Source organism: Amycolatopsis sp. lyj-90 (assembly GCF_046549035.1).
GTDB lineage: Bacteria > Actinomycetota > Actinomycetes > Mycobacteriales > Pseudonocardiaceae > Amycolatopsis.
In genome coordinates, this window is the sequence record NZ_JAJPWP010000005.1 from 727,767 (window position 1) to 753,896 (window position 26,130).

27 protein-coding genes and 1 tRNA gene are annotated in these 26,130 nt (G+C 68.7%); 14 read left to right on the forward strand and 14 right to left on the reverse strand.

The window, feature by feature from the left end; genetic code table 11:
- Window positions 1–99 precede the first annotated feature (99 nt).
- Together ACLJPX_RS22800 and ACLJPX_RS22805 are read right to left on the reverse strand one after the other, a co-directional pair.
- Window positions 100–948 carry an SAM-dependent methyltransferase gene (locus tag ACLJPX_RS22800; protein WP_410601837.1) on the reverse strand — a complete coding sequence of 283 codons (849 nt, stop codon included), beginning with the start codon at window positions 946–948 and terminating at the stop codon, window positions 100–102.
- Window positions 949–975: 27 nt separating this feature from the next.
- Complete coding sequence (locus ACLJPX_RS22805; protein WP_410601838.1) at window positions 976–1,443, reverse strand: MarR family winged helix-turn-helix transcriptional regulator; 468 nt, start codon at window positions 1,441–1,443, stop codon at window positions 976–978.
- 144 nt (window positions 1,444–1,587) lie between these two features.
- Here ACLJPX_RS22805 and ACLJPX_RS22810 point away from each other — a divergent pair, with 144 nt between their 5' ends.
- Complete coding sequence (locus ACLJPX_RS22810) at window positions 1,588–2,535, forward strand: alpha/beta hydrolase (RefSeq protein ID WP_410601839.1); 948 nt, start codon at window positions 1,588–1,590, stop codon at window positions 2,533–2,535.
- Window positions 2,536–2,671: 136 nt separating this feature from the next.
- Window positions 2,672–3,889 carry an alpha/beta hydrolase gene (locus ACLJPX_RS22815; RefSeq protein WP_410601840.1) on the forward strand — a complete coding sequence of 406 codons (1,218 nt, stop codon included), beginning with the start codon at window positions 2,672–2,674 and terminating at the stop codon, window positions 3,887–3,889.
- Here ACLJPX_RS22815 and ACLJPX_RS22820 read toward each other — a convergent pair whose 3' ends face one another.
- Complete coding sequence (locus ACLJPX_RS22820) at window positions 3,890–4,729, reverse strand: oxygenase MpaB family protein (RefSeq protein WP_410601841.1); 840 nt, start codon at window positions 4,727–4,729, stop codon at window positions 3,890–3,892. It lies immediately after the preceding gene.
- Between the two features lie 45 nt (window positions 4,730–4,774).
- Complete coding sequence (locus tag ACLJPX_RS22825; RefSeq protein WP_410601842.1) at window positions 4,775–5,668, reverse strand: serine hydrolase; 894 nt, start codon at window positions 5,666–5,668, stop codon at window positions 4,775–4,777.
- Window positions 5,669–5,865: 197 nt separating this feature from the next.
- On the opposite strand from ACLJPX_RS22825, the gene ACLJPX_RS22830 reads away from it, so the two are divergent.
- Window positions 5,866–6,462 (forward strand): DUF4383 domain-containing protein, encoded by a 597-nt coding sequence (locus tag ACLJPX_RS22830; protein WP_410601843.1) that lies wholly within the window; start codon window positions 5,866–5,868, stop codon window positions 6,460–6,462.
- Window positions 6,463–6,474: 12 nt separating this feature from the next.
- Here the strand turns inward: ACLJPX_RS22830 and ACLJPX_RS22835 are convergent, their stop codons facing one another.
- The 3 genes from ACLJPX_RS22835 to ACLJPX_RS22845 all read right to left on the reverse strand — a co-directional run bounded on the left by ACLJPX_RS22835 (window position 6,475) and on the right by ACLJPX_RS22845 (window position 9,500).
- Entirely contained in the window at window positions 6,475–7,479 is a 1,005-nt protein-coding gene (locus ACLJPX_RS22835; RefSeq protein ID WP_410601844.1) for an SCO0930 family lipoprotein, read from the reverse strand.
- 82 nt (window positions 7,480–7,561) lie between these two features.
- Window positions 7,562–8,935: an adenylosuccinate lyase family protein gene (locus ACLJPX_RS22840; RefSeq protein WP_410601845.1), complete on the reverse strand. Its 1,374-nt coding sequence runs from the start codon at window positions 8,933–8,935 to the stop codon at window positions 7,562–7,564.
- A gap of 25 nt (window positions 8,936–8,960) precedes the next feature.
- The gene (locus tag ACLJPX_RS22845) at window positions 8,961–9,500 is read right to left on the reverse strand and encodes a DinB family protein (RefSeq protein WP_410601846.1); all 540 of its coding nucleotides are present in this window, start codon (window positions 9,498–9,500) and stop codon (window positions 8,961–8,963) included.
- A gap of 99 nt (window positions 9,501–9,599) precedes the next feature.
- Here ACLJPX_RS22845 and ACLJPX_RS22850 point away from each other — a divergent pair.
- From ACLJPX_RS22850 to ACLJPX_RS22870, 5 genes are all read left to right on the forward strand, one after another.
- A tRNA-Lys gene (locus tag ACLJPX_RS22850) sits at window positions 9,600–9,675 on the forward strand.
- Between the two features lie 323 nt (window positions 9,676–9,998).
- Window positions 9,999–10,910: a trypsin-like serine peptidase gene (locus tag ACLJPX_RS22855; RefSeq protein ID WP_410601847.1), complete on the forward strand. Its 912-nt coding sequence runs from the start codon at window positions 9,999–10,001 to the stop codon at window positions 10,908–10,910.
- 301 nt (window positions 10,911–11,211) lie between these two features.
- Window positions 11,212–11,964 carry a hypothetical protein gene (locus ACLJPX_RS22860; protein ID WP_410601848.1) on the forward strand — a complete coding sequence of 251 codons (753 nt, stop codon included), beginning with the start codon at window positions 11,212–11,214 and terminating at the stop codon, window positions 11,962–11,964.
- A 135-nt stretch (window positions 11,965–12,099) separates the two neighbouring features.
- On the forward strand, window positions 12,100–12,921 hold the full coding sequence (locus ACLJPX_RS22865) for a hypothetical protein (protein WP_410601849.1): 822 nt from the start codon (window positions 12,100–12,102) through the stop codon (window positions 12,919–12,921).
- A 163-nt stretch (window positions 12,922–13,084) separates the two neighbouring features.
- Complete coding sequence (locus ACLJPX_RS22870) at window positions 13,085–13,651, forward strand: dihydrofolate reductase family protein (protein ID WP_410601850.1); 567 nt, start codon at window positions 13,085–13,087, stop codon at window positions 13,649–13,651.
- On the opposite strand, the gene ACLJPX_RS22875 is transcribed toward ACLJPX_RS22870, so the two are convergent.
- Window positions 13,602–14,342, reverse strand: a complete 741-nt coding sequence (locus tag ACLJPX_RS22875) for a MerR family transcriptional regulator (protein ID WP_410601851.1) — start codon at window positions 14,340–14,342, stop codon at window positions 13,602–13,604. The genes ACLJPX_RS22870 and ACLJPX_RS22875 overlap by 50 nt on opposite strands.
- Before the next feature lie 34 nt (window positions 14,343–14,376).
- Entirely contained in the window at window positions 14,377–15,270 is an 894-nt protein-coding gene (locus tag ACLJPX_RS22880; RefSeq protein ID WP_410601852.1) for an alpha/beta fold hydrolase, read from the reverse strand.
- 197 nt (window positions 15,271–15,467) lie between these two features.
- Between ACLJPX_RS22880 and ACLJPX_RS22885 the strand changes: the two genes are divergently transcribed.
- Together ACLJPX_RS22885 and ACLJPX_RS22890 are read left to right on the forward strand one after the other, a co-directional pair.
- Window positions 15,468–15,671 carry a cold-shock protein gene (locus tag ACLJPX_RS22885; protein ID WP_037319102.1) on the forward strand — a complete coding sequence of 68 codons (204 nt, stop codon included), beginning with the start codon at window positions 15,468–15,470 and terminating at the stop codon, window positions 15,669–15,671.
- A gap of 183 nt (window positions 15,672–15,854) precedes the next feature.
- The gene (locus tag ACLJPX_RS22890) at window positions 15,855–16,499 is read left to right on the forward strand and encodes a GNAT family N-acetyltransferase (RefSeq protein WP_410601853.1); all 645 of its coding nucleotides are present in this window, start codon (window positions 15,855–15,857) and stop codon (window positions 16,497–16,499) included.
- Here the strand turns inward: ACLJPX_RS22890 and ACLJPX_RS22895 are convergent.
- Both ACLJPX_RS22895 and ACLJPX_RS22900 read right to left on the reverse strand, forming a co-directional pair.
- Entirely contained in the window at window positions 16,489–17,136 is a 648-nt protein-coding gene (locus ACLJPX_RS22895; protein ID WP_410601854.1) for a response regulator, read from the reverse strand. The two genes, ACLJPX_RS22890 and ACLJPX_RS22895, sit on opposite strands and share 11 nt — an antisense overlap.
- Window positions 17,133–18,338, reverse strand: a complete 1,206-nt coding sequence (locus ACLJPX_RS22900) for a sensor histidine kinase (RefSeq protein ID WP_410601855.1) — start codon at window positions 18,336–18,338, stop codon at window positions 17,133–17,135. The genes ACLJPX_RS22895 and ACLJPX_RS22900 overlap by 4 nt, the downstream gene beginning before the upstream one ends.
- A 138-nt stretch (window positions 18,339–18,476) precedes the next feature.
- Between ACLJPX_RS22900 and ACLJPX_RS22905 the strand changes: the two genes are divergently transcribed.
- Window positions 18,477–19,577 carry an alpha/beta hydrolase family protein gene (locus ACLJPX_RS22905; RefSeq protein ID WP_410601856.1) on the forward strand — a complete coding sequence of 367 codons (1,101 nt, stop codon included), beginning with the start codon at window positions 18,477–18,479 and terminating at the stop codon, window positions 19,575–19,577.
- Here the strand turns inward: ACLJPX_RS22905 and ACLJPX_RS22910 are convergent.
- The gene (locus tag ACLJPX_RS22910) at window positions 19,552–20,511 is read right to left on the reverse strand and encodes an SDR family NAD(P)-dependent oxidoreductase (protein ID WP_410601857.1); all 960 of its coding nucleotides are present in this window, start codon (window positions 20,509–20,511) and stop codon (window positions 19,552–19,554) included. The genes ACLJPX_RS22905 and ACLJPX_RS22910 overlap by 26 nt on opposite strands.
- A gap of 55 nt (window positions 20,512–20,566) precedes the next feature.
- On the opposite strand from ACLJPX_RS22910, the gene ACLJPX_RS22915 reads away from it, so the two are divergent.
- Both ACLJPX_RS22915 and ACLJPX_RS22920 read left to right on the forward strand, forming a co-directional pair.
- Window positions 20,567–20,959 (forward strand): MerR family transcriptional regulator, encoded by a 393-nt coding sequence (locus ACLJPX_RS22915; protein WP_410601858.1) that lies wholly within the window; start codon window positions 20,567–20,569, stop codon window positions 20,957–20,959.
- Between the two features lie 109 nt (window positions 20,960–21,068).
- Complete coding sequence (locus ACLJPX_RS22920; protein WP_410601859.1) at window positions 21,069–22,055, forward strand: MCE family protein; 987 nt, start codon at window positions 21,069–21,071, stop codon at window positions 22,053–22,055.
- Window positions 22,056–22,365: 310 nt separating this feature from the next.
- Here the strand turns inward: ACLJPX_RS22920 and ACLJPX_RS22925 are convergent, their stop codons facing one another.
- The gene (locus ACLJPX_RS22925) at window positions 22,366–22,800 is read right to left on the reverse strand and encodes a hypothetical protein (protein ID WP_410601860.1); all 435 of its coding nucleotides are present in this window, start codon (window positions 22,798–22,800) and stop codon (window positions 22,366–22,368) included.
- Window positions 22,793–23,158 carry a hypothetical protein gene (locus ACLJPX_RS22930; protein WP_410601862.1) on the reverse strand — a complete coding sequence of 122 codons (366 nt, stop codon included), beginning with the start codon at window positions 23,156–23,158 and terminating at the stop codon, window positions 22,793–22,795. The genes ACLJPX_RS22925 and ACLJPX_RS22930 overlap by 8 nt, the downstream gene beginning before the upstream one ends.
- Before the next feature lie 425 nt (window positions 23,159–23,583).
- On the opposite strand from ACLJPX_RS22930, the gene lanKC reads away from it, so the two are divergent.
- Entirely contained in the window at window positions 23,584–26,127 is a 2,544-nt protein-coding gene (gene lanKC, locus ACLJPX_RS22935; protein ID WP_410601863.1) for a class III lanthionine synthetase LanKC, read from the forward strand.
- The last annotated feature ends 3 nt before the right edge of the window (window positions 26,128–26,130 follow it).

The window sequence follows — 26,130 nt, forward strand, 5'->3', positions numbered from 1 at the left end:
TATGCACCTAGTTGCACTGCAAGGCGACACACATCACACGCGTGCGAAGGCCCCCTTCCCTCGGCTGAGCCGAGGGAAGGGGGCCTTCGCACGGGAAAGTTACGGCTTGCGGGCGATGCCGCCGATGACTCGGGATTCCGAGGGCGCACCGGCGAAGACCGTCTTCTCGTCCGGGTGCCACGCCGGCGCGTAGACCAGGCCCGGCTCCAGCAGCGGCCAGCCGCCGAAGAACCGCCGGAACTCGTCCATCGTGCGCAGGAAACCGGGGTTCGTCGTGGTCTCGTAGTACTCGAGGATGTCGAGCAGTGCCTGCCGCTCCTCGTCGTTGGCCGGGTTCTCGTTGGTCATCTGCGAGAGCACCAGCAGCGAGCCCGGCGCGAGCCGGTCGCGGTAGAAGTCCAGCAGCGCGTCGGGGTCCTGCTCGTCCTTGATGAAGTGCATGACCGCGTTGATCACCAGCGCCACGGGCTGCCGGACGTCGATGATGCCGGAGTCCATCACCCGCTCCCAGAGGCCCTCGGGGTCGAACAGGTCCGCGGCGATGGCGTGGTGCCGGTCCGGGTCGGCGGTGTCGGCGAGCAGCAGGGTCGAGTGTGCGAGCGCGATCGGCTCGTTGTCGATGTAGAGGACGTGGGTGTCCTCCTCCGGCCGCGCCTCGTCGGCGACCTCGTGCACGTTGCCCGCGGTCGGCAGGCCGGAGCCGATGTCGACGAACTGCCGGATGCCCAGTTCGGCGCAGTGTCGCACGGCCCGGCCGAGGAACTGCCTGCTGGTCAGGCAGTAGTCGCCCATGAGCGGCAGACGTTTGCGCACCTTCTCGGCGAACTCGCGGTCGATGGCGTAGTGCGTGTCGCCGCCGATGAAGTAGTCGTAGACCCGGGCCGCGGACGGCCGGTCCAAGCTGTTCTCGACGGCCTTGAGCGCCGCGTCGTGATCGATCATCGTCATCCCTTTGTCCGCGCCGGAAATCCCATGCTAACCGGCGGGAACGTAGGTCTCGCGGTAGGCGTTGACGGATTCGGTCAAGCGATCGAGTTCCGCGCGGGTGCGGGCGAGCCCGGCCGCGTCGAGGCCCATCGCGTCGCCGATGACCTTCGGGATCCCGCTCGCGCGCTCCCGGAGCCGGGCGCCGTCCTCGGTCAGGCTGATGCGCACGGACCGCTCGTCGTCGGCCTGCCGGTCACGGCGGACCAGCCCGGACTTCTCCAGCCGTTTGAGCAGCGGCGACAGCGTCCCGGAGTCGAGGTTCAGCAGGGTGCCGAGTTCCTTGACCAGCCGCTCGTCCTTCTCCCAGAGCGCGAGCATCACCAAGTACTGCGGATAGGTCAGGCCCAGATCGTCGAGCACCACGCGATAGAGCGCGGTCACGGCCCGCGATGCCGCGTAGAGCCCGAAGCACAGTTGATCGTCCAGGCACAGCGATCCGGTGTTGTCCGTTGGCATCGGTCCTCCTCAACCCCATGGTGTGCCGATCATGCCTCAGCGCGCCACTTCAGTGGGCTAAATCTCCTTGGGGGCATTTTAGTTGTGCACAACTTAGTTGGGGGCTACCTTCAGGTCATCGACTTCGGACTCCAGGAGGCAGAAATGACCGCCAACCCGCACAAGCTGGTCCTCGAACCGGCCGCCCAGGCCTTCGTCGAAGCCACCGCCACCCCGCCCTTCCTCTTCCAGCTGCCGCCCGCGGAAGGGCGCAAGGCCGTCGACGAGGTCCAGGGTGGCGAGGTCGAACTGCCCGCCGCGGACGTCGAGACCACGCACGTCGACGGCGTCGAGGTCCGCATCGTCCGCCCGCCGGGCGCCACCGGCCCGCTGCCGGTGATCGTCTACATCCACGGCGCCGGCTGGGTCTTCGGGAACTTCCACACCCACGAGCGTCTGGTCCGTGAACTCGCGGTCGGCACCGGCGCGGCCGTCGTCTTCCCCGAGTACGACCGCTCGCCGGAGGCGCGCTACCCGGTCGCCATCGAGCAGAACTACGCCGTGGCGAAGTGGGTCGCCGAGCACGGCGCCGAGAACGGGCTCGACAGCACGAAAATCGCCATCGCGGGTGACTCCGTCGGGGGGAACATGACCGCCGCCCTCACCCTGCTCGCGAAACAGCGCGGTGACGTCACCTTCCGCCAGCAGGTCCTCTTCTACCCGGTAACCGACGCGAACTTCGACACCGAGTCCTACCAGAAGTTCGCCGAGGGATACTTCCTCGCCCTCGACGGCATGAAGTGGTTCTGGGACCAGTACACGACCGACCCGGCACAGCGCGCGGAGATCACCGCGTCGCCGTTGCGGGCGAGCCTTGACGAGTTGTCGGGCCTGCCGCCCGCCCTGGTCATCACCGGGGAAGCCGACGTCCTGCGCGACGAAGGCGAGGCGTACGCCGCCAAGCTGCGTCAGGCCGGAGTGCCGGTGACGGCCGTGCGCTACCAGGGCATCGTCCACGACTTCGTCATGCTCAACACACTGCGTGAAACGCACGCCGCTGAGGCCGCGATCAAGCAGGCGATCGAGGTGTTGCGCACCGCTCTCGCGGGCTGAGTAGCCCAGGACACAGTTTGTCCAGGGTGACACGCGTCACCCTGGACAACACTTCCCGGTGGTCGCACGTCTCTTGATCCAGATGTGGGAAGTGCGGTGCGGGGGCGTGCCGCGGCCGGAGAGGGACACGATCGCCATGGGACTGGGACTGAGTGCCATCCGGCTCGATTCCACGCTGAACCTCGTCATCGTCGTGGTGCTGACGCTGCTCGCGATCATCGCCGTGCCGTTCCTCTGGGAACGCTGGCGCCGCAAGGTGCTCGGCCGCAGCACCACGATCCTCGTCGCGGTGGTGCTGATCGTGGTCAGCACCGGGATGGGCGGGAACATGATCGGCAAGTTCTTCCCGACGGTCGGCGCGCTGTTCGGCACCGGCGTCTACTCGGGGGAGAACACCGACGCCGTCGCCGGTGAGAACGGTTCGGACCTCGACAAGCTGCGCGACGCCGGGGCGATGCGGGCCAAGGAGGGCAAGGGCTCCGTCGTGCACATGACGGTGACCGGCAAGCGCACCGGGCTCACGCGCGACGTCTCGGTCTACTTCCCGCCCCAGTACTACGATCCCGCGTACCGGGCGCTCAAGTTCCCGGTCATCGAATGGATCCCGAACTACCCGTCCGGGCCGGAAGTGGTCACCGGGCCATACGAACTGCCCGCCAAGCTCGACGCGGCCATCGCGAAGCACGTGCTCCCGCCGACCCTCGTGGTCATCCCGGATCCGACCGGGAAGCCGAAGGTCGGCCACGACACCGAATGCATCGACCAGGTGAACGGGACCGCCAACGACACCTACCTGAGCGCCGACATCCGCGACTGGGCGATCGAGAAACTCGGCGCCAACCCGCAGCGGAAGGCCTGGACGATGGCGGGCTGGTCCTCGGGCGGATATTGCGCGATGAACCTGGTGACCCGGCACCCGCAGTGGTACGGCCAGGCGGCGAGCGTCAGCGGGTACTACAAGGCTTCGGTGGACGCGGAGACGGAGAACCTGTTCAAGGGCAGGCAGGACATCGTCGACGCGAACACGATCACGGTGAACATGCAGAAGCATCCGTCGCCGGTCGACATCCTCGCGATCGCCGGGGACAAGGAAAGCTTCGAGAGTTTCTCGATCGACCAGCTCCAGGCCGCCGTACGCGCGCCCGCGACGCTCTCGTCGTGGCGGATCCCGGACGCCGGGCACAACATGAACACCTTCAAGGCGCAGGTCCCCGACGTGCTGGCGTGGATCGGCGCGCGGACCGTGCCGCCGAGCGCGCCGCAGGACAAGAAGATCATCTCCAACGGTGGCGTCACCCCGTGGTCGCTGCCCAACACCGGTGCGAAGGGCGCGCTGGTCGACGTCGTCGAGTAGCTAGCCGCGCTTGGCGCGGTACGCCTTGGGGTACAAGCGAAGGCGGTCGGGAACCCGGTTCCCGGTCGCCCTGGTGACCGCTCCCAGCCTTTGGAGACGGCGCTCGTCTTCGTCTGTCCACTTGAGACTCAACCGGTCACGCAGGACCGGGGGCAGCAGGCCGGTCGCGCAGAGCGTCAGTACGTTCCCGCCCGCCGGCCGGACGGGGCGCCACAAGGCTTCCGGCAAGAACCACCACGGCGGCGCGGGAGTGTCGCGCATGGTGATCGAAGTGAGCAGTTCTCGCACCGTGTGGTTGTCTTCGAGCCGGTTCGCGACGACGTCGTCGAAGTACGCCTCGAAGCCTTCGAGGTCGGCGGGCATGTGGTGCTCGCGGAGGCCGAGCAGTAGGCCGAGGCACCGCCATTCCGCGTAGAGACGCTGTTTTTCCCTGCGGGACAAGGGACGCACGAAGACTTCCTGCATGCGGACGGTCGTCCAGAAGGTCGAGCCGTGCACCCACCAATAGGCCTCGGGGTTGAGCGCGTGATAGCGCTCGCCGTGGTGATCGACGCCTTTGATCGCCTTGTGCATCTCGCGGAGCCGCTCGGCCTCCGTGATCGCTTCCCGGCCGCCGAAAACCTGGCGCAGCAACGAATCGATGGTCCGGTCGAGGCGTCCCCACGGATCTTCGACGTAGTTCGAATGGTCGTGGACGCCCGCGCCGATCACCGGATGCGCGACCTGCAGCAGCAACGCCGTCCCCGCGCCGAGTAGCAGTCTCCGGTCACCGACCACTTGCCAGGCAACGGAATCCGGGCCGAGCGGGGTCACGGCGGGCAAGCGGGCTCCGGTGCTCATGACGACCTCCCGGGAGAGCGGCGTGCGGCCACTGTCCCACCTTGTTTACAGGTCGTCAATAGCGGGTAGGAGTGCCTTCACCACGTCGGTCACCCGTTTGCCGCCACTGGCATAGGTGGTCGACGTCGGTTGGGAGGTCAGCACGACGACGATGTAGCGGTCGTTTTTCCCGACCACGCCGGAACTGTGCAGGATCCGGGAGCCGCGGCAGCACGCCCAGCCCTGCTTGACGGACCAGGGAAGGGAGCCGACGGCGTCCGGAATGCCGAAGTACTGCCGAACCCCGTCGGAACCGCTCTCCGTCGCGCCGCTCAACGCCCGCATGATCGTCGTCCGTGTTCCCGCGCTCGCCCGCTCCAGGAGGTAGCGGTAGATCTTCGTGATGTCCGCCGCGGTGATCCGGGTGTCACCCCAGCGGCCCGGATCCTCGGGCGGATGGGTGTCGCCGAGACCGATCTCGGCCGCCCAGCGGGTGACGATGGCGGGGCCGCGGTGGGCGGTCCACAGTCGGCTCGCGATGTCGTCATCGCTGGACGAGAGCATCCGCTGCACGGTGCCCGGCGGTGTGCCCACACGAAGTGCTTCGAGCGCGATGAGGAGCTTCACGAGCGACGCCGAGGTGTAGGAACGTTCTGTCTTAAGGGAAACCGTGCTCTTCTTGGTGGTGCGGTCGTAGACGGCCACGCTCACCTGGCCACCGTCGACGAGTCCCGCGAGGGCCTTCGTGTCGATGTCGTCCACCGGCGGCGTGCCGGGCACGGACGGCTTCGGTGGCGCCGAGGATGGCTCCACTTCGGCTTCGACGGTCATCGCCGTGACCGGCGCCGCCGCGACCGCGACCGCCGACGGGCCGGAACGCGACGGGGGAACCAGCAGCATCGCGACGACGGCTCCCACGCACAGCCCCACCAAGAGGAAGACACCGCTCACCTTGCCCACACGACTTGTTGGCCGAATCACTCGTTCGTGTTCGCAACTAGGCCATTCGGGTGATTCGGATCTCGGCTGACCACGAGTTCTGTGACGTCGTGAACGCGGGGTGTTGCCGGGGAGCGTCTTTCCGGTTTGTCCGGGAGGCCGCCGGGGTATCAGACCCCCAGCGTGAATTTAGGTGGCCAACTCTGGAAGGCGGAGCAATGGCACGTGTACAACGCGCTCGTATCCGGACGGCGGGCATCCAGCCCGCGCAGGTCCTGGCCGGACTGGCGAGCCTGGCATTCCTGGTGTTCGGGATCGTGGGCTTCACCAGGACCGGGTTCGCCGATTTCATCGGCCGGAGCGACGAGACCGTTCTCGGGTTCTCAGTGAACCCGCTCTACAACCTCGGGTTCGTCCTGCTGGGCGCGATCGGTCTACTGCTGACCTTCGGTTCGGGCCGGTCCCGGGTCTTCGGTCTTCTGACGTTCGCGGCCTTCGGGGCGCTGTTCGTCTGGGGTCTGATGATCACGGGGACCGTTTCGACGAACCCGGTCTCACAGGCGGGCAACCCGTTCAACCTCAACGGGCCGGACAACTGGCTGCACCTCGGCCTCGCCGCGCTCGGGCTGGTGATCGCGTTCCTGCCCGCGCGGCACAAGGTGCTGCTGCCGGAGGACGAAGAGGAAACCGTGGTGACGGATCGGGCCGACAGTGCCACGGTCGTCGAACCCGTCGCGGACGGTTCGGGACGGCCGAAGCATGAGAAAAGCCCGGCCATCGCTCGCGAAGAGCGTCCGCCGGGCCTCGCCCACTAGGTCTACTGAAGCTCAGTAGCCGTACTCCGAACCACCGGACCCGGCGGGAGCGCCTTCCTCCTTCTTGGGGGCGGCGTTCCCGCTCTGGGCCGCCTTGTTCTTCACCGGCGCGGTGCTCTTGCACCCGGCGGGCTCGATGACGAACCAGGTTCCGCCGACGCCGTGCCCGTTCGCTTCACCGGCTTTGGCGTCCTTGGCGTAGCGGTAGACGGCCCAGCCGCCGACGGTGACCTGAGTGGTGCCGTCCGCGCGCTTCACCGTGCCGAGCAGCTTCGAGTCGATGCCTTCGAGCTGGACGTCGCCCTCGGCGAGCATCGGCGGCCAGGTCTTCGCGCAGTCACCGTTGCAGGTCGGCTGCTTGTTCTTCTTGTCCTTGGTGAACATGTAGAGGGTGAAGCCCTCCTGGTCCACAATGGCCGGTCCGATGCCGTCGACCTCGGTCGCGACCAGCTTCGTCGCGCCGTCCGCCTTCTCCGCGGCCGGAGCCTCCTTGGCTTCCTTGGCCGCCTGGCCCGCTTTGCCGCCCTTGGCGTTCGCGGCGTACCAAGTGCTGCCGACGCCCTGGCCCTTCACCTCGCCGGCTTTGGCGTCCTTGGCGTAGCGGTAGAGCGCCCACCCGCCGACGGTGACCTGCTTGCGGCCGTCGGCGCGGGTCAGTTCACCGACCAGGGCCTGGTCCACGCCCTCGATCTGCACTTCGCCGTCCGCGAGCACCGGCGGCCAGGCCTTCGCGCAGTCACCGTCGCAATTGGACTTCGGCGGCTTCGCGCTGTCCTTGTCGAAGCGGTACAAGGTGAACCCGTCCTTGTCGACGAGCACCTGACCGAGCTCCCCGGCTTCGGCCACGGCCACCTTGGTTTCACCCTTGGCCGCGGGGGCGTTCCCGCCCGCTCCGGCGACCGCCGCGGCGGGTGCGACGGCGGGTGCGGCGGCCTCGGTGCCACCGGAGCAGGCCGACAGCACCACCAGGCCCGCGGCCGCGGACGCCGCTGCGACGACGAAACGCTTGCGAAGCATGGGATTTCTCCTTGTTCGTAGGGGTTCCGCGGCTTGGCGCGGTGAGCTTGTACCCCCTACACGGGCCCTGTGCGGGACCGGTTCAAGGAGTTCCCGGATTTTCTTCCCGGGTCTCCAGCGCGGCGTCGGTGAGCACCCCGGCCGAGCCGGTGTAGTTCGCGGGATCCAGCAGGTCGGCGAGGGATTCGGCGGGGAGGACTCCGGTTACCTCTGGCAGGTCGGAAAGAACCTCCCCGAGAGCCCGGCCCTGCTCCAGAGCGAGTCCGGACGCGCGCCCGAGGATCTCCTTGGCCCGCGCCTTGCCCAGCAGCGGGGCGAGCACGGTCGAGAGCCGCTCGGAGACGATCTGGCCATGCGTGAGGCCGAGGTTCTCGCGCAGGCGCTCGTCGTTGACGACCAGGCCGCGCGCGAGCTCCGCAGCGGTGTGCGCGGCGCCGCCGGTCAGGCGCAGGCATTCGCGCAACAGCTGCCACTCGGCGTGCCACGCGCCCGCGGACCGCTCGTCCTCGGACATCAGGGCCTGGGTGACGCCCGTGGCCAGCACCGGGACCTGCAGGGCGGCGGAACGGATCAGCGTCGCCAGCACCGGATTGCGCTTGTGCGGCATCGCCGAAGAACCGCCACGACCCGCGCCCGCGGGTTCGGTGACCTCACCGACCTCGGTGCGCGTCAGGAACTGGACGTCGATCGCGATCTTGCCGAGTGCGGCGGCGGTGAACGCGAGGGCGGCCGAGAGGTCCGCCGTCGGGGTGCGGAGGGTGTGCCAGGGGAGCGTGGTCTCGGCGAGACCGGTCTCTTCGGCGAAAGCCGTCTGAAGCCGCTGTGGATACCCGTCGGGCAGCCCGGCGAGGCGCGCGTACTCGGCGTACGCGGCTCGCGTCCCGGCCGCGCCACCGAGCGAGACCGGCAGGACGACGCGATTCAGCCTGTCGAGCGCGTCGAGCGTCAGCTGACGCCAGCCCGCCGCCTTGAGCCCAAACGTCGTCGGGACTGCGTGGGCGGTGAGGGTGCGCCCGGCCATGGTCGTGTCGCGATGCGCGCAGGCGAGGCCCGCCAGCGCGTCCGCCGTCGCCTCGAGGTCGGCAGTGAGGAGGACCCTCGTCCGCGCGGCGACCAGCATCATCGCGGTGTCGAAGATGTCCTGGCTGGTGGAGCCGCGATGGACGTACTCCGTCCCGGCCGCCTCGGTCAGCTCCTTGATCAGCCCCACGACCGGGTTCGCCGTCTCACGCGCCGCCCTCGCCAGCGCGACCACGTCGATCTCGGCCGACGCGGCCGCCTCGGTGATCGCGTCGGCCGCCGCCCGCGGGATCAGCCCGGTACTGGCCTGCGCCCTGGCGAGCGCGGCCTCCGTGTCGAGCAAGGCCCGCAGCCAGGCGAGATCACCCGTCGCCGCCTCGGCGGGCGTGCCGGCGCGGACCGGGGAGAGGAGGCCGGAATCGGGATCGGCGTTCATCGGCCCAGCATCGCACTGTCTTGTGTCAGTGGCCGGTCCTCCCGTCGATGCGCTCGCGCAGCAGATCGGCGTGGCCATCGTGGCGCGCGTACTCGGCGATGTGGTGGGTCAGCAGCCACCGCAGCGAGAACGGCTCACCGCTGCCATGAGTCCTGCCCGTGTCGTCGAGCGTCGCCTTCGCGACGATCGCCCGCGAGCGCTCACACTCCTCATGCCACGCCGCCCAAGCCGCCTCGACGTCGCCGTCGGTGTCCTCGAAGTCCTGCTCCGGCCGCTCGTCGGAGTAATAGAGCATCGGGACGTCCTCGCCCGCGAACTGGATGCGGAACCACCAGCGCTCGACCCCCGTGAGGTGCCTGAGCAGCCCGTGCAGCGACATCGTCGACGGCTCCACCGGCCGCATGGCCATCTGCTCCGGCGTCAGACCCTGGCACTTCAGCTCGAAGGTGCGACGATGCCAATCGAGCGTGGACGTCAAGATCTCGCGCTCGTCCGCCAGCCGCGGCGCCTCCGGCCGGTCGCCGGACCACTTGGGGGAGTAGTTCTCCTCGGGGATCGTGTCCATGGCCCCGACCATGGCAGACACCCCCGACAATTCCGTGGCGCTCCGGCGGCGGCCCCGCCATCCTGGTGGTCGGCGGCGATCTACTAGACTCGTCGGCACGGGCCGTTAGCTCAATTGGTAGAGCTGCGGACTTTTAATCCGTAGGTTCTGGGTTCGAGCCCCAGGCGGCCCACCACCTCGACATCCCCGCTGATCAGCGGGGATGTTCTTGTCTGTGAACCATGCGGTCGACGACGTGGGTGTCCGGCCGAACGTGGGGTAAACCGATCGACTCCGCGGTACGGAACTCGCCAGGGCCAGGGCACCGGCTTGGTCTTCGTGAAAGGGGCTTTGATGCGGCAACCCTCCAAGGGACGTATGCAGGCATTGGCCGCTGTCGACCAGGGCCTCGTTGACCGACGAGAGCCGCGCTATCCATGTGCGGACACGCCAGGGGCTAGCGGACACGACCGGCTCTGACCCAGAACAACCTCTCCGCCAGCGGAGCGTCTTTTGATCATGGACCTGAAGCGCGTATCCCGCCGAGTCGTCGCCCTGTCGGCGGCGTTCAGTGCCGCACTGGTGGTCGTGGCCGCTCCGGCGTCCGCGGCCGACGAGCGGGTGGTGACCGTGGTGAGCGAGGCTGACCGGGCGGCCGCACTGGCTCATTGGACGCCCGAGCGGATGCGTCAGTGGGTGGGCGAGGAGTGGCTGCCGCCCGCCGAGAAGATCGGCCGCGTGTGGGAGGGGCCGGTGCCGCCGGGGGTCGGGCGGCTGTTCTTCACCGCCGAGCCCGGTGTCGACGGATCCTGCACGGCGACGGTGGTTCCCAGTTCCAGCAAGGATGTGGCGTTCACCGCCGGGCATTGCGTGAACGGCGGGCTGGACCGGTACGACAACCCGATCAAGATCGTCAACGTCGTGTTCGTGCCGGGTTACGACCGCGGCGCGGCGCCGCACGGGGTGTTCGCGGCCCGGGCGTTCGCCTGGTCGGGCACTTACCCGGGGCCGATGAGCGGGACGGACGACGACGCGGTGATCGCGCTGGATCCGGTCGGCGGTCACCACGTCGCCGATGTCGCGGGCACTCAGGACATCTCGTTCGGGGAGCTACCGTCCACTGTGGACACGACCATGCTCGGCTACCCCGTCTCCCAAGCCGCTGCCGGTGAGGCGTTGTTCTCCTGCGTGCGCCCCGCCGAGCGCGAGGTCGACTCGGTCAACACGACGTGGAACACGGATTGCGATCTGGCGGGCGGTTCCAGCGGCGGCCCGTGGCTGCGGAATTTCGATCCCGCCACCGGCAAGGGGACGATCTTCAGCGTCACCAGCCGGGGGACGATGATCGAGGACGGTACGACCACGGACTTGAGCGGTGCCGCGTTGACCGAGCCCGTGCGGAACTTGTACGAGCGGGCAGGCGAACTCTGAGTTCGAGGAAAACTGTTCGCGCGATCGTGTTACGCGAGGACCTCGCTTTATCCGTCTCGCGGTGGTCAATTCGGGTGTATCCGCATTATGCGTATTGACCGGGGAATCGCGCTGACCGGATTAGAATAACCGCAGGTCAGGGCTCGAAGACAGGAAGTTTGTTTCGTCGGGGACGCTTTTTTCGGCCAGGGTGCGAGCTGCCCGTCGAAGGGCGTGGTTATGGTCTGTTCACTTGATCACGGCACTGAATCGCAGATGCCGACCGTGACCCGGACTCGACGAGTAATCGGAGCAAATCGCTGTGACGGACGTGGGAAGCCAGACGATCGACGCCGTGCGCGCCGGTCGTTTCGTGACTCGCACGCTCGCCGTACTCGGCGGCGTCGTCGCGGCCTGGCTCGCCGGCGAGGCCACCGCGAGTGCCGATACCGCCGCCATCGATGTGCCGACGGAACTCCAGACGGCCGTCGGCGAAATCGACCAGGCGCGGTCATGGATCGAAGAGCAGGCTTCCCCCGTCACGCAGGAAACCACGGACAGCGTCAACGCCGTTGTCGACCGCGTCGCCGGTCCGTCGGACTATCTCGTCGAAACACTGAAGCCCGCGATGGGCGTCGTAACGGCGACAACCGAACAAGTGACGGGAACGCCGTTCGACATCGTCATCCTGCGGCAGCCGTCCGAGATCGTGCGGGGAAACGTCGCGGCTTCACCGCTCGACAGCGGTGTGCCCGTGTCGGTTCCCGCCTTCGCCGACACTCCTGAGCCGTCCGGCCCGCCGTGCCGGTACGAGACCGCCGTCGATCATCCGGCCCCGGTGACGTACCCGCCGCCTTCCGGACACGACGCGGCGACACCGAATCCGCTGTGGCCGACGATGTCGACGTGTGGAACGGCGACGAGTGTCGCCACCGCGTCCGGCAGCGACCACAAGGGTGGCGCCGTCCTATCCGGCCGCATAGCCCGGGATTTCCCGCTTTTGCCGGGGTACAGCGATTTCAGGCACCAGGCTGTCCGAGCCGTGTCGATCCGGCCCGCCGTCACACCTGGCTGACCGCGCCGTTTTTCGCTCACCGCTTTTTCGCCGCGTTCGCGGCATTCCCTCGCTGCACCCTTTTCCGTGGTGGATCCGCCTTCGCCGGATTCCGGCCACGAACCACTTTCTCTCATGCTCAAAGGAGTTTTTGTCATGCAGAACTGGGTCAAGTACATCCTTCAGGCCACCCTCGCCAGCGGCGGTCTGCTGATGCTGGGTACGAGCATTGCCTCGGCGGCCGAGAACGTCGACCCCGATCTGTCGGCCTCCCTGCTGGACCAGCACGCCACCGCTCCCGTGACGAGTGGGCTGGCCGAAGCCTTGCGGCAGCTGGAGGCGGCTTCGCAGGACTCGGTGCGGCCCGCCGTGGACACGATGGTCACCGACGTCCCGGCCGCGGTGCCTCCCACGACGACCCCGGCCGGACCGGTCTACCCGGTGCCCGCGGACCTGCTGGACCTCCTGCCGCCGAAGGTCACCGATGTCGCCGAGGACCTGCCGGAGCCGGACCTCTACAAGCCCCTCGGCGCCGAGCTGAGCGCGACCCAGCTGCCTGTGCTGCCGGTCCTTCCTCGCGTGGAGCACGTCGAGGACGCGCTCGCGGGGGACGAGCCGGCCATCCCCGTCCAAAGTGAACTGGCGGTTCCGCTCGTTCCGTTGAGCGGCACCGTCGCCTCGGACCCGCTCAACGCCGACTCCGGCACCCGGGTGACCGCCCTGCACGCCGAGGCGCCGGAGGTCGCGAACACGAACGAGGCTCCTCGCCCGACACCCATGCCCGCGATGTCCACCGTGCCGGGCCACCCTCAGCGAGCCGACCGGGCCGCCTCCGACCTTCCGCTGGTCGGCGGGCTCTTGGCGGGTGGCGGTTCGACACTCCCCATCGGCGGCGACCTGCCCGTGCTCGGCGCGCTGTCCCAAGGCGGCTTGACGCAGCAACTGACCGGCTCGGCGGAGGGTCTGCTTCGTAAGTAGCGCTCGCCAGGATCCGATGCGGACCGAAAGGCCCGGGTACACCCGTACCCGGGCCTTTCGCTGTCCACGTGCATTTGTGGGGATGTCGAGACGTCCGGAGTGGCTCCGACCCATGGATGAGAGCGCCGGACGGCGGCGCCACCGAAGCGAAGGAGGCCTTGCGATGAGCAAGGTGGTGCTGGACGTGTCGATGTCGCTGGACGGCTTCACCGCCGGGCCGAACGTCCGGGCCGAGGAGCCCATGGGCGACGGCGGCGAGCGGTTGCACGACTGGATGGAGACCGACGCCCGCGTCTTCGAAGAGGTGAACGCGAGGGTCGGGGCCACCGTCATCGGACGCCGCACCTTCGACCTCGGGCTGCGTCCGTGGGGCGGGACACCGTGGCCCGGTGTCCCGAGCTTCGTGGTCACGCACCGGACCCGGGAAGACCTCCTCGGCGACAACGGCGGCACGTTCGCCTTCGGCGGGCTGGAGGCAGCTGTCCGGCGTGCCAAGGCCGCCGCGGGTGACAAGGACGTCCTGGTGATGGGCGCGGACGTCGTAGGGCAGGTGCTCGCCGCGGGGCTGCTCGACGAAGTCCACCTCCACCTCGCTCCCGTGGTGCTGGGGCAGGGGACCGGCCTGTTCGGCGGACGCCTCGGCGAGCTGATCCCGCAGGGTGAACCCGTCGAGGGGGCCGCTACTCACCTGCGCTTTCGCGTCCGGCACGCAGCCGGGCGCGGTGAGTGAGCTCACCGACGACGCGCTGCCACGCCGGTGACGCTTCGGAGATCCGGGAGACGACCAACTCGAGGTAGCCCGGCCGCCCGCCGTCGCCCTCGTGATCGATCTCCCAGGCGTCCAGATCGTCGATCAGCCGGTCGAGACGCGGATCGCGCGGATCCCAGCCGATCGCCTGGTCGCAGGCGAGGTAGACGCGCAGCGTCTCGGGGTCGTCGAAGGCGGCGTTCTTCTCCCGTAGCCGCTCCGGCACGACGTGCGGGTCCAGCGCCCGCATCAGGATCCACGCGTCGCGTTCGAGCAGGACCCGCTGTTCGCTGACCCCCAGATCGCGCATCCGGTCCAGGAGGGCGACCACGCCGGGAGGCAGGACGAGCCGTTCGCCGACGGCCAGTTCGGCGATCCGGAGGCGGTTCTCGGTGAGCTGGTCGATCTTGCGCCGCAACTCGGCGTCGATGTCGGCGATGGCGGCGGCGAACTCGGCGGGCCGGGCGTGCAGCAGCGCGTCGATCCGGGCCAGCGGCACCCCGGCGTCGGCGAGGGTCCTGATCCGGATGAGGTCCACCGCCGCCTGCGCGCTGTACCGGCGGTAGCCGGAGGCGTCGCGTCCGGGCTCGGGAAGCAGACCGACGTGGTGGTAGTGGCGGACGGCACGCACGGTCACCCCGGCGGTCGCCGCGAGCTGGCCGATCGTGAGCACCCGTTCTCCCTGTCGCCGGTGACCGCCGCCGAGTCTAGGAGCGGTCGACGACATCGCGGATCGCCTGGACCACGGCATCGGGACGGTCGAAGCAGAGCCGGTGGTGCAGGGTGTCGGTGAGGACGCGCTGCTCGCCGTGGGAGACCTTGCTCACCAGGGCCGCGTCCATTTTCGTCTTGCCGGAGTGCAGCTCCCGGGACAACTGTTCCGGCTGGGCGGGGTCGGTGCCCACGACGGTGAGCGCGATCACCGGGACGTCGGGCAGGTCCGGCCCGGCACGGAGCTCGGCGGCGAGTTCGACCAGGCCGGTGCGTTCGGTGACGCCGGCGCGGAGCCAGTCGTCGCTCACCTTGGCCTCGACCAGGGCTTCTCGCACGTGTTCCGGATAGCCGGTGCGCAACTCGGCGTACGTCTCGCGGAGGACCGGGCGCAGCCGGCCGAGCCGGTCGAGATCAGGCGCCGTCCGCTCGGCCTCGGCCAGGCTCGCCGTGGGCGGCATGAAGTCGTCCCAGGCGGGATGGAGGGCGTCCAGCCAGACCAGGCCCGCCACCTCCCGCGGGCGAAGCTGCGCGAATCCGTGCGCGTAGAGGCCGCCGAGGGAGTGCGCCGCCAGGACGTACGGGCCGGGGATGTCCAGGGCGAGCAGCAGCTCGTGGAGCTCCGTGGCCACCTCGGCGGCGGTGCGCGGCAGCGGGAGGGGATCGCTGTAGCCCGTGCCGCCGCGGTCGTAGACCACGGCGGTGGTGAACCGCGCGACCTCCTGCTGGACCCCGAGGTAGTCCAGGCCGACCGCACTGGCGCCCGGAAGGAACACGACGGCCGGTCCGCCGTCACCCGATCGGTGCAAGAAGAGGCGGCGGCCGTCGAGCTCCTGGAAGCCCCCGATCGGCGGCGCGAACCGGGCCGGGGAAACGCTGTCGTTCGTCATGCGGGAAGCCTCTGACCCTGACGCTGGGTCAAGGTCAAGGCTTCGGTCGAGATCTTTGGCCTGACCTGCGGAAAGATGACCCGCCACCAAACTTTTCCGGGACACGACGTGTGCGGCTCGGGAAGACCTGCGAGAATGGCTACTGAGATCGGGGCATCGAATGGGCTCAGACTCGCTATGAAGAGCAGGTAAAAAGTATGGCTCAGGGCAGCGTTAAGTGGTTCAACGGCGAAAAGGGCTTCGGCTTCATCGCTCAGGACGACGGTGGACCGGACGTTTTCGTGCACTACTCGGAGATCCAGGGCAACGGCTTCAAGTCCCTGGACGAGGGGCAGCGCGTCGAATTCGAGATCGGCCAAGGTCAGAAGGGCCCCCAGGCCCAGCGCGTCGTCGCCATCTGACGTTTTTTCACACCGAAGGCCCCTACCCTCTCCGGGTGGGGGCCTTCGGGCGTTTCAGGTGGTCAACGGGCGCTCGCGGAAAAGTGTGTCCAGGGTCATCCGCGGGCCGGATGACGGTCTCTGGAGCTCGTGTTCCGGCTACCGATATCGTCAAGGGATGCTTGTGATCGTTCGTGAGCACGCGTGCGGCCGGACTCGGTGAGCCGCTCCGCCACGGAGCCGGAACAGGTCGGCCGGAAGGTGCGGTTGCGCGAGGTCGGCCTCCGTGACCGCCGGGTCCTGATGGGCTTCGACCGCGACATGGCCCGTGAGGCGACGCCGCTGATCGGTGGCGGGCACCGCCATTGGGCCTCGCACCGTTCGGGTTCGGCGGGTGACGACATTCACTTCGGCATCGAGACGGTGCGCGGGCGAATGCTGGTCGGCTCGGTCTGCACCATCGGCGCGGACCCGGTGACCGGCCTGTTCGGCTACGGCATCGGGATCGCCCCTCGCCACCAGCGCTGCGGCTACGCCACGGACGCCATCACCGTTCTCCTGGCGCACATGTTCGAGCAACGCGGCTTCCGTAAATGCGAGGTCAGCGTGTACGGCGGCAACCTGGCGTCCCTTTCGCTGCACGGCGGTCTGGGCTTCCGCGAGGAAGGCAGGCTGCGCGACACCGAAGTGGTGCGCGGCGAGATCAAGTACCTGGTGCGGATGGGGATCACGGCCGAGGAATTCGCCGCGCGCCCCTCCGAGGGCCCGGACGACCTCGGACGGCGCGGGCAGCACCGGCGGCCCCGCCGCGGCAAGCACTGGCGCGCGCCCGCCACGGTCAGCGGCTGATCATCCCGGACTCGTAGGCGAAGACGACCGCCTGGACGCGGTCGCGGAGGCCGAGTTTCGTGAGGATGCGGCCGACGTGGGTCTTCACCGTCCCCTGCGAGAGGTACAGCAGCCCGGCGATCTCGGCGTTGGACAGACCGCGGGCCAGCTGCTCCAGCACCTCGTGTTCGCGGCCGGTGAGCAGAGCGAGCCGGGCGTCCGGCGACGGCGCGGGCAGGCCGGTGACCACGCGGTCGAGCAGCCGCCGGGTGACGGTGGGCGCGAGCGTGGCTTCTCCGGCGGCGACGACGCGGACGCCGGAGATCAGGTCCGGTGCGAGCGCGTCCTTGAGCAGGAAACCGCTGGCCCCCGCCTGGAGCGCGGCGTAGACGTACTCGTCCAGGTCGAAGGTGGTCAGCACCAGGACGCGGGCACGGTGGGCCGCGGCGATCGCGGTGGTGGCCTCGACGCCGTCCATCTCGGGCATCCGGATGTCCATGAGCACGACGTCGGGATCGAGGTCCGCCACCATCCGGACGGCCTCCGCGCCGTCGCCCGCCTCGCCGACGACGTCGATGTCGTCGGCGTTGTCCAGGATCATCCGCAGGCCGGTGCGCACGAGCGTCTGGTCGTCGGCGATGACCACCCGGATCGTCATGACGGCAGGCTCGCGCGGACGGCGAAGCCGTGGTCCGGACGCGGTCCCGCGTCGAAGGTGCCGCCCAGTACGTTCACTCGTTCCCGCATTCCTTCGAGGCCGTGCCCGGTGCCGGACGGTGGTTCCGCCGCGACGCCGTCATCGGTCACCTCGATGTCCAGCGCGCCGGGTCCGTAGCGCATCACGATAGTCACCGACGCGTCCGGACCGGCGTGTTTCAGCACGTTCGTCAGTGCCTCCTGGGCGATCCGGTAGGCCGCCAGGTCCACAGTGGACGGAAGTGGCCGGGGTTCCCCTTCGACCAGGAACTCGACCGGCGTACCCGCGGCGCGGATGTCGGCGGCCAGCCGCGGCAGGCGTTCCGCGCCCGGCTGGGGCTCCCAGTCCGGCGTGTCCTCGCCGAGCGCGCCGAGCAGCCGCCGGATCTCGCTCAACGCGGTCCGCCCGGTGCCGACGATGGCGTCCAGTGCCTCCCGCGCTCGCTCGGGCCGCCGCTCCAGCTCCGCCTGGGCGCCTTGGGCCTGCAGCACCACCACCGAAAGCGCGTGCGCGACGACGTCGTGCAGTTCGCGGCTGATCCGCCCGCGTTCGGCGGCGACGGCCAGCGCGGCCTGGGTGTCGCGCTCGCGTTCGAGATCGGCGGCCCGCTGTTCCAGGACCGAGAGCCGGATCCGGCGCTGACGCGTGTTCAACCCGGCCAGCCAAGCCACCGCGAGCGAGAGGCCGATTCCTGCGAACCCGCCCCATTCCTGAACCTGGCGACGGTCGTCGTCGAGGTCGGTGGGCGGTGCCAGCCGATCGATGACGATGATCCGCGGCGGTTCCGGATCCGATGTCCGCGAGTTCGTTTCGGCGGCATGGAGCGACCACGCTCCGCCGACGAGCAGGCCCGCCGCCAGCAGGGCGAGGGAAAGGCGTCGCGACCCCCACGCCGCGACGGAGAAGAGGCCGATCAACGCCACGACGTCGACCGGGCGGAGATCGTTGCCCATGGCCAGATGCAGGAGGGAGACCGTCGCCCCGGCCGCGAACGTGATCGTGGGGCTGCGGTGCCGGATCAGCAAAGAAGCCAAGGACACCAAGGAGGTCAGCCACCACTCGAAGCCCTCGGGGTCATCGGCGGTGACCACAGTGGACAGTCCGATGAGTACGGTCAGCCCGAGGTCCACGGCCTTCGGGTGACTCCTGAGGATGGCCAGCACCAGCCGAGCGTAATCCCGGATCGGGCGTCGCGGATCCACCTCGCGGCAGACCCCGGCATACGACCTGCGACAGACGCGCGAATACGGCGCCGGGTCGCAGGCTGGCGGCGGAAGATCCTCGACAGAAACGGAATCCTCATGAGAAGGCTTCTCGTCGCACTGGTCGCCCTCGCCGCCATGGTGCCCTTGGCGAGCCCGGCTTCGGCGGCTGCGGCGCCCTTGACGTTGCCGCCACCGACCGGCTCGCATCCGGTCGGCTCCACCGACCTGCACCTGATCGACTCCGCGCGCCGGGACCCGTGGGTGCCGGCGGGGCCGCGCGAGCTGATGGTGTCGATGTTCTACCCGGCCCTGCTGCCGCTCGGCTCGAAACGGCCTTATCTCACTTTGGCCGAGGCCAAGGCGTTCCTGACCGAATCCGGCGTCCCCGACGTCGATCCCGCGCGGCTCTCCGCGATCCGGACCAGCGCGCGGGTCGACGCCCCGCCCCTGCCGGGAAAGCGCGCGCTGGTCGTCCTGTCGCCGGGATTCGGCAAACCGCGCACCACGCTCACCGGACTGGCGGAAGAGCTGGCGAGCAAGGGTTTCGTGGTCGCGCTGATTGGCCACAACTACGAATCCCACGGCACGGCCTTCCCTGACGGGCGCGTCACCGAATGCGCCGCGTGCGGATCCGAGTCCACGCTGATCCCGCCGATCCGAGCCGCGGACGTCTCGTTCGTCCTCGACACGCTGACCAGGCCTTCGTCGCCGTGGTCCCGGCTGGTCGACCGGACGCGGATCGGCATGGCCGGGCACTCCATCGGCGGCTACAGCACGCCTACGGCGATGGCCGCCGACCAGCGGATCCGCGCCGGCGCAGACATGGACGGCAGGCTGTGGTCCCCGGTGCCCGCGTCCGGGATCGACCGGCCGTTCCTGCTGCTCGGCCGCGAAAGCGAGTACACCCCGGCCGGTCCGGACATGACCTGGGCGGACAGCTGGCCGAACCTCACCGGCTGGAAGCGCTGGATCAGTGTCGCGACGGCCGGGCACGCGTCCTTCACCGACGTCGGCCCGCTCGGCGAGCAGCTGGGCCTCGCGCCGCCCGGCACCCTCGGCGGCGACCGCGGATTGGCGCTGACCAGGGCTTACGTCTCCGCCTTCTTCGACAAGAACCTGCGCGGCGGACGCCAGCCGTTGCTGGACGGTCCGGTGGCGGGCAACCCCGAGATCAAGTTCTGGAACCGACCCCGGTGAGGCCGGCGGAAACCTGCCAGAGCCGCGCGGCCTCACCGGGGTCGATCGCGAAGGGGCGCACTCCCACCCACTCGCCCTCTTCGGCGGCGATCTCGGCGACGTCGCAGTCCTCGCAGTAGAGCCCGCCCATGCCGGCCAAGCGCGGTGACGTCGCCGCCCAGACCTGGGTGGCGGCGCCCTGCTCCGGCGACTTGAAATCCGGGTCGGCCTGGTCCCCGTTCTCGTCGATCCAGCCGAACTCGACCATCTCCTCCTGCCGCAGATGACGCTGCAGGGGAGTGAGGATCGCGCCCGGATGCAGACTGAACGCGCGGATCCCGTGTTCGGCGCCGATCGCGTCCAGCTGCACCGAGAACAGCACGTTCGCGGTCTTGGCCTGGCCGTAGGCGAGCCAGCGGTCGTAGCCGCCCTCGAACTGGACGTCGTCCCAGCGCATCGGGGACGAGTGGTGACCGGCGGAGGACACCATGACGACCCGGGCGCCGCCGTCCGCCGTCAGCGCCGGCCAAAGCCGGTTCACCAGGGCGAAGTGGCCGAGGTGGTTGATCGCGAAATGCGACTCCCAGCCGGGGCCGACCCGCCGTTCCGGCGCGGCCATGATCCCGGCGTTCGCGATCAGCAGATCGACGGAACGTCCGGTGCCGAGGAACCGGCGGGCGAAGGTCTCGACACTCGTCAGGTCGGCGAGGTCGAGCTCGCCGACCTCGGTGCCGGAGATCCCGGCGAGGGCGGCCTCGGCGTCGGCAGGACGGCGGGCGGGGACGACAACGTGCGCTCCGGCGTTCGCCAGTGCGCGCGTGGTTTCCAAGCCCAGCCCCGAATATCCGCCGGTGACGATGGCCAGCCTGCCGGAGAGGTCGATTCCGCGCAGGACCTCTTCGGCGGTGCTGCGGGCGCCGAAGCCGGAGCCGATCTTGTGCTGTGAAGTGGTCATGCGGCGAACGCTAGGAGCTAGAGGGCTCTCTAGGTCAAACGCTATCGTCGGCTACGTGACGGAACTCGCGATCGGCAAGGTCACCGACCGGACGGGCCTCAGCGTGCACGCGCTTCGCTTCTACGAGAAGGAAGGGCTGCTCGCGGGCCCGGTGAAACGCGACGCGAACGGCCGCCGCGTGTACACCGAGCACGACGTCGAATGGATCCTGAACTGCACGAAGTTCCGGGCGTCCGGGATGCCGCTCGCCACGATCCGCGAGTTCGCCGAGCTCGTCCGGCAGGGGCCGGGTAACGAGGAAAAACGGCTGGACCTGCTGCGGGAGCATCAGAACACCGTCCGCGCCCGGATCGCCGAACTGGCCGACTGCTTGGAGCTGATCAGCAGGAAGGTCGAGGTTTACGAGGAGCATGTCGCGCGGGGGACCGCGGGCGACCTTTGGCGGTAAATCCGTCCACAATGGACGGACGATGCCACCCGATCGGTGCAACGTTTCGCCTGGCCATCGGGCGGGGCGGCCCCTAGGCTCTCCCGCTTGTGACCTGCGAGGTGAGACGATGAGGTCCTTCGGCGCGGTGGATCCGGTCAAGATGGCGCTCGCGGGACTCACCACGATGACGCTCGGAATGGCGGCGGCGCTCAACGCCGACGCCCTGCCGGTGATCGGCGGCGGCACCACTTATTCGGCCGAGTTCTCCGACGCGGGCGGACTGCACGAGGACAACGACGTCCGGGTCGCCGGGGTGAAGGTCGGCAAAGTGTCCGAGATCGACCTCGAAGGCGATCGTGTGCACGTCTCGTTCCGGGTGAAGGACGCGTGGCTCGGCGACGCCACGAGCGCGTCCATCCGGATCAAGAACGTCCTGGGGCAGAAGTACTTGGCGCTCGACCCGCGCGGTGAAGCGGTCCTCGATCCCGGTGACCCGATCCCGCTGCGGCGAACCACCGCGCCGTACGACGTCCTTGAAGCGTTTCGGGATTTGTCGAAAACCGTCGACGCCATCGACGTCGACCAGCTCGCCAAGAGTTTCGACGCCATCTCGGCCACTTTCGCCGATACGCCCGCCGACGTCCGCGCCGCACTCGACGGGATTTCGAAGCTGTCCGGCACCATCGCCTCCCGCGACCGGCAACTCCGGACGCTGGTGGCGAACACGCGGCAGGTCTCGCAGACCCTCGTCGACCGCGACACCGAAGCCCAACGGCTGATCCAGGACGGCAACACGCTGCTGCGCGCGATTTCCACCCGGCAGCAGGCGATCAAGGATCTGCTCGATGGATCGAAACGGCTCGCGACCGCCCTCGACGGCATCATCGCCGACAACGACGGGCAACTCGGGCCGGTTCTCGAGCAACTCGACCGGCTGACGTCGATGCTCCAGCGCAACCAGGACTCGCTGGCCAAGGGCATCGCCGCGTTCGCTCCGGCGATCCGCGTGCTCACCAACGTCGCGGGCAACGGGCACTGGATCGACGGCTACCTGTGCGGCCTCGTCCTGCCGTCGTTCGGTCCGATCAACGAGAAGGGCTGCTTCGAAAAGTGACCCACCTCGTGAGTAGTGCGGACTAGGTGGCGTGTTCGTGAGCGGACCTGTGACGCCGGACTGTGTGGATTTCGGGACGTTAGATGACCCAAAATCCACACGGCCTCACTTGACCGGTCCGGTCGCGACAGCCAGGCGGCCGGAGACGGATCGTGAGTGGCGAGTCGCGTGCTCTCGGTGGCTGGTGCCCCCAATGTGGCATTGGGGACGTTGAGTGTCTCCAATGCCACATTGGGGGCATCGATCGCGAGGCAGTCGCGTGAGGATCGGGGTGGTCCCGACAGCCGAGCGGAGCAGGTGACGAAGGAAGCTACGGCTTCGTCCGCCGCAGCCAGTACAGCCCGACCACCGGCAGCACCAGCGGGATGAACAGATAGCCCTGTCCGTACACCGACCACACGGTCGCGTGCGGGAAGGCCTCGCGGTCGAAAAGACTGAACGTACCGACGGTCAGCACGCCGAGCAGTTCGATCCCGCAGGCGACCAGCGCGATCCGCCACCATCCCGCGCCGCGGCGGGCCAGGGCGACAGTGGCCAGGAGATAGACGACGGCCGCGAAGGCGGACAGGGCGTAGGCCAGCGGGGCCTCGCCGAACTTGGTGCTGATCTGCACGGCGGCGCGTGACGTCGCCGCCAGCGCGAAGATCGCGTAGACGGCCACCAGGACGCGTCCCGGGCCGGAGGCCTTGTCCGTACGGGTGTCGGTAGCGGTGTCCACCGTGTTCTCCTCGGTTTCTTCAGGCACTCGCGCCCGCCCACACCTCGTGCAGCCGGAGCACCATCACCGGGATGGCGAGGCAGGCGATCCCGAGGATCGCGGTGCTCGACCGCGTGCGCTCGGCCAAAGCCCAGAACGTCCCGAGCGGGAGCACGACCAGGGAGCCGATCAGGTAGGCGAGATAGGTGGCCATGCCGCCGGGGCGGCCGCCGTCGATCAGCAGCACGACGCCGATGACGAGCTGGACCACCAGGAGGAGTTCGACGACGGCGAGGCCGGCGAGCAGCGGGTTGTCCGGCAGTTTCCTGCGCGCGGACTGCACGAAACTCCACACCGCGACCAACGTCGCGCAAATCGCGACGGTCACCGCGAAGCCTGTGATCACGCCCGCCTCCTTACCCGCTCCACCGGCGACAACGTACCTCCGGACGGGTCGCGCCCGACGGGCGACCGGTGGGGTGCGTGGCGGAGACCACGGAGCGACCAGTGGTCCAGACCTCGGGTGAATAGATCACGAAGCGCGTTTGATTGGCGTTCGGCCAATTCGGTCGCGCATTATTGTGATCGGTGCCGGGACCAGGGATTACGTCGCACGTACGTTCCTGTTACACACCGACCGGGTGGTTGAAATCCCTGTTGATCTCACGCTGGGTACCCCTACCATTCGGTAGGTTTCGAATTCACGTCCCTGAACAGCCCATCCGAACCCCCGGTATGGCGGATTGGCCGTTTGCGGTCCGGCGGGTGGAATATTCCCCATCGCGATGGTGCACATGGCCCATCCGATTGGTGCGAAGGAGGGGGCGCTCGATGGACGTCCGGTACGAAGCGTATTGCTTCGCCGATCCCCTGTTCTTCGATGAGCAGCGGGAAACCGGGGACGCCGCCGACGATTTCGCCTCCCTGTTGCCCGCTCCCGAGTCGGGCTGGCGGACCGGAGTGCGCGGAGTGTGGCGCATGATGCACCCTCTTGCTCGAAACCTTCCTTTGCAGGGCTGGAAAATCCACGTGTCCGCAGGTCTGGGCAACGCCGAGCGGGTGCTCGTGAAGGTGCACGAGCATTGTCTTGAGCACAATCTGTCGTACAAGCACCTTCGCTCGAGGAGCACTCTGCTCGCCCGAAATTCCAAATATGCCCCGCGTGACGGAAGCGGCAAGTTACTGACTCTTTATCCAGCTGACAACAACGAGCTCGAGCGCGTTCTCGTCGAGTTGTCCGCGAAGCTCGACGGTGAGCCGGGTGCGTACATTCTCAGTGATCTCCGGTATGGTGCCGGGCCGCTCTACGTCCGCTACGGCGGATTCGCCGAGCAATGGGTCGAACTCGACGGAAAACGTGTCCTGGCGGTGCGCAAACCGGACGGAACGCTGGTCCCGGACAAGCGCGAGCCGACCTTCTCCGTACCCGACTGGGTGACGATTCCGGAGTTCCTCGCGCCCCATCTCGCAGCTCGCAAGGGCGGCGGCGCAGATCGTTTCCCCTATCAGGTGAAAAGTTCACTGCACTTCTCGAACGGCGGCGGCGTGTACCTCGCCGACCGCAAGGACGACGGCGAAGAGGTGGTCCTCAAGGAGGCCAGGCCGTTCGCCGGCCTCGACCGCGACGAGATCGACGCCGTCGACCGCCTCCGCTGGGAGCACGAGGTGCTGGAGCGGCTCAAGGGCATCCAGGGCATCCCCGCGACCTACGACCGGTTCACCGTTTGGGAGCACCACTTCCTCGCCATGGAGTACATGCCGGGCGTTTCCCTCGGCAGCTGGCTCGCCCGCAACTACCCGCTCACCCGGCGGGACTGCACCGAGGACGACATCGTCGCCTACACCGAACGAGCCTTGGCGCTGGTCGACCGCGTGGCGCGGATGGTCGACGAGGTGCACGACCGCAGGATCGTCTTCGGCGATCTGCACTCGATGAACATCCTGGTCGACGGCGACGACGACAAGATCGGGCTGATCGACTTCGAGATGGCCACGGACGCCGACAGCGGCAAACGGCCGGCACTCGGCGCACCCGGGTTCCGCGCCCCGCGGGACCGGAACGGGTTCGAGATCGACGACTACGCGATCGCCGTGCTGAAGCTGTGGATCTTCCTGCCGCTCACCACGCTCCTCGAACTCGCTCCGGCGAAGCTGCGGGGGCTCGCGGACTTCGTCCAGCGGCGTTTCGACGTTCCGGAGGGCTACGCCGACTCGATCGTCGCTGAGCTCGCGCCGCGCGACCTTCCGCCGCTCAGCGCGTCGACCGAGCTCGACCAGGAAAAGCCCGATTGGGCACTGGTCCGCAAGCAGATCACCGAGGGGATCCTCGCCTCCGCGACCCCCGAGCGCACCGACCGGCTCTTCCCCGGCGACATCGAGCAGTTCCGCGTCGGCGGAGCCTGTTTCGGGTACGGCGCGGCCGGTGTCCTCCACGCCCTGAACGCCGTCGGCGGGGAGCGGTATCCCGATCACGAACGCTGGCTCCTGGACTCGATCCGCCGCGATCCGCCGGATCGCCCGGGGTTCTACGACGGCTCGTACGGAATCGCGTACGTCCTCGAAGAGCTCGGGTACCGCGACGAGGCGACCAAGTTGCTGGCAGCGTCGGCGACGCTGGTCGAGCAGACCACCGACCACAGCCTCGAAGGCGGCCTGTCCGGCATCGGGCTCACTCAGCTGCACTTCGCGGTGGCCCGCAAGGACAACGAGTTCGGCAGGCAGGCGCTCGCCACCGCGGTCCGCCTCGCCGAGGCGCTCGAGACCGCCGCCCCGCCCGGCAAATTCGCCAGGGCAGGCCTGCTCAACGGCTGGTCCGGGCCGGCGCTGCTGTTCGTCCGGCTGTTCGAGCGCACCCGCGAAGAGGGCTGGCTGTCCTTCGCCGACCAGGCGCTGGAGCGGGACATCGAGGAGTGCGCCGAGTCCGACGACGGCTCCTTGCAGGTCCGCGACGGTGAGTCCAGGACGTTGCCCTACGTGGGTGTCGGCGGCGCGGGGATCCTCATGGTCGCCGAGGAGCTGGCGAAGTACCGCCCGGACGCGAACTCGTTGAAGAGCCTGTCCGGCCTTCGCGAAGCTTGCCGTGGCGAGTTCGTCATCCACCCCGGTCTCTTCTTCGGCCGATGCGGGCTGATGACCGCGCTCTCGATGGGTGCCGAACCGGAACAGCGCGTCCTCGACACCATCGACCTGCATCTTTCCCGGCTGGCCTGGTACGCGATGCCGTACAAGGGCGGCCTGGCGTTCCCCGGCAACCAGCTGCTCCGGCTGTCGATGGACGTCGTCACCGGCGGCGCGGGCGTGCTCCTCGCCCTCGCCGCGACCCTCGACGGGAAGGCCGTGCTGCCTTTCCTGTCCCCCAGGACCACCGGCCACTGACGG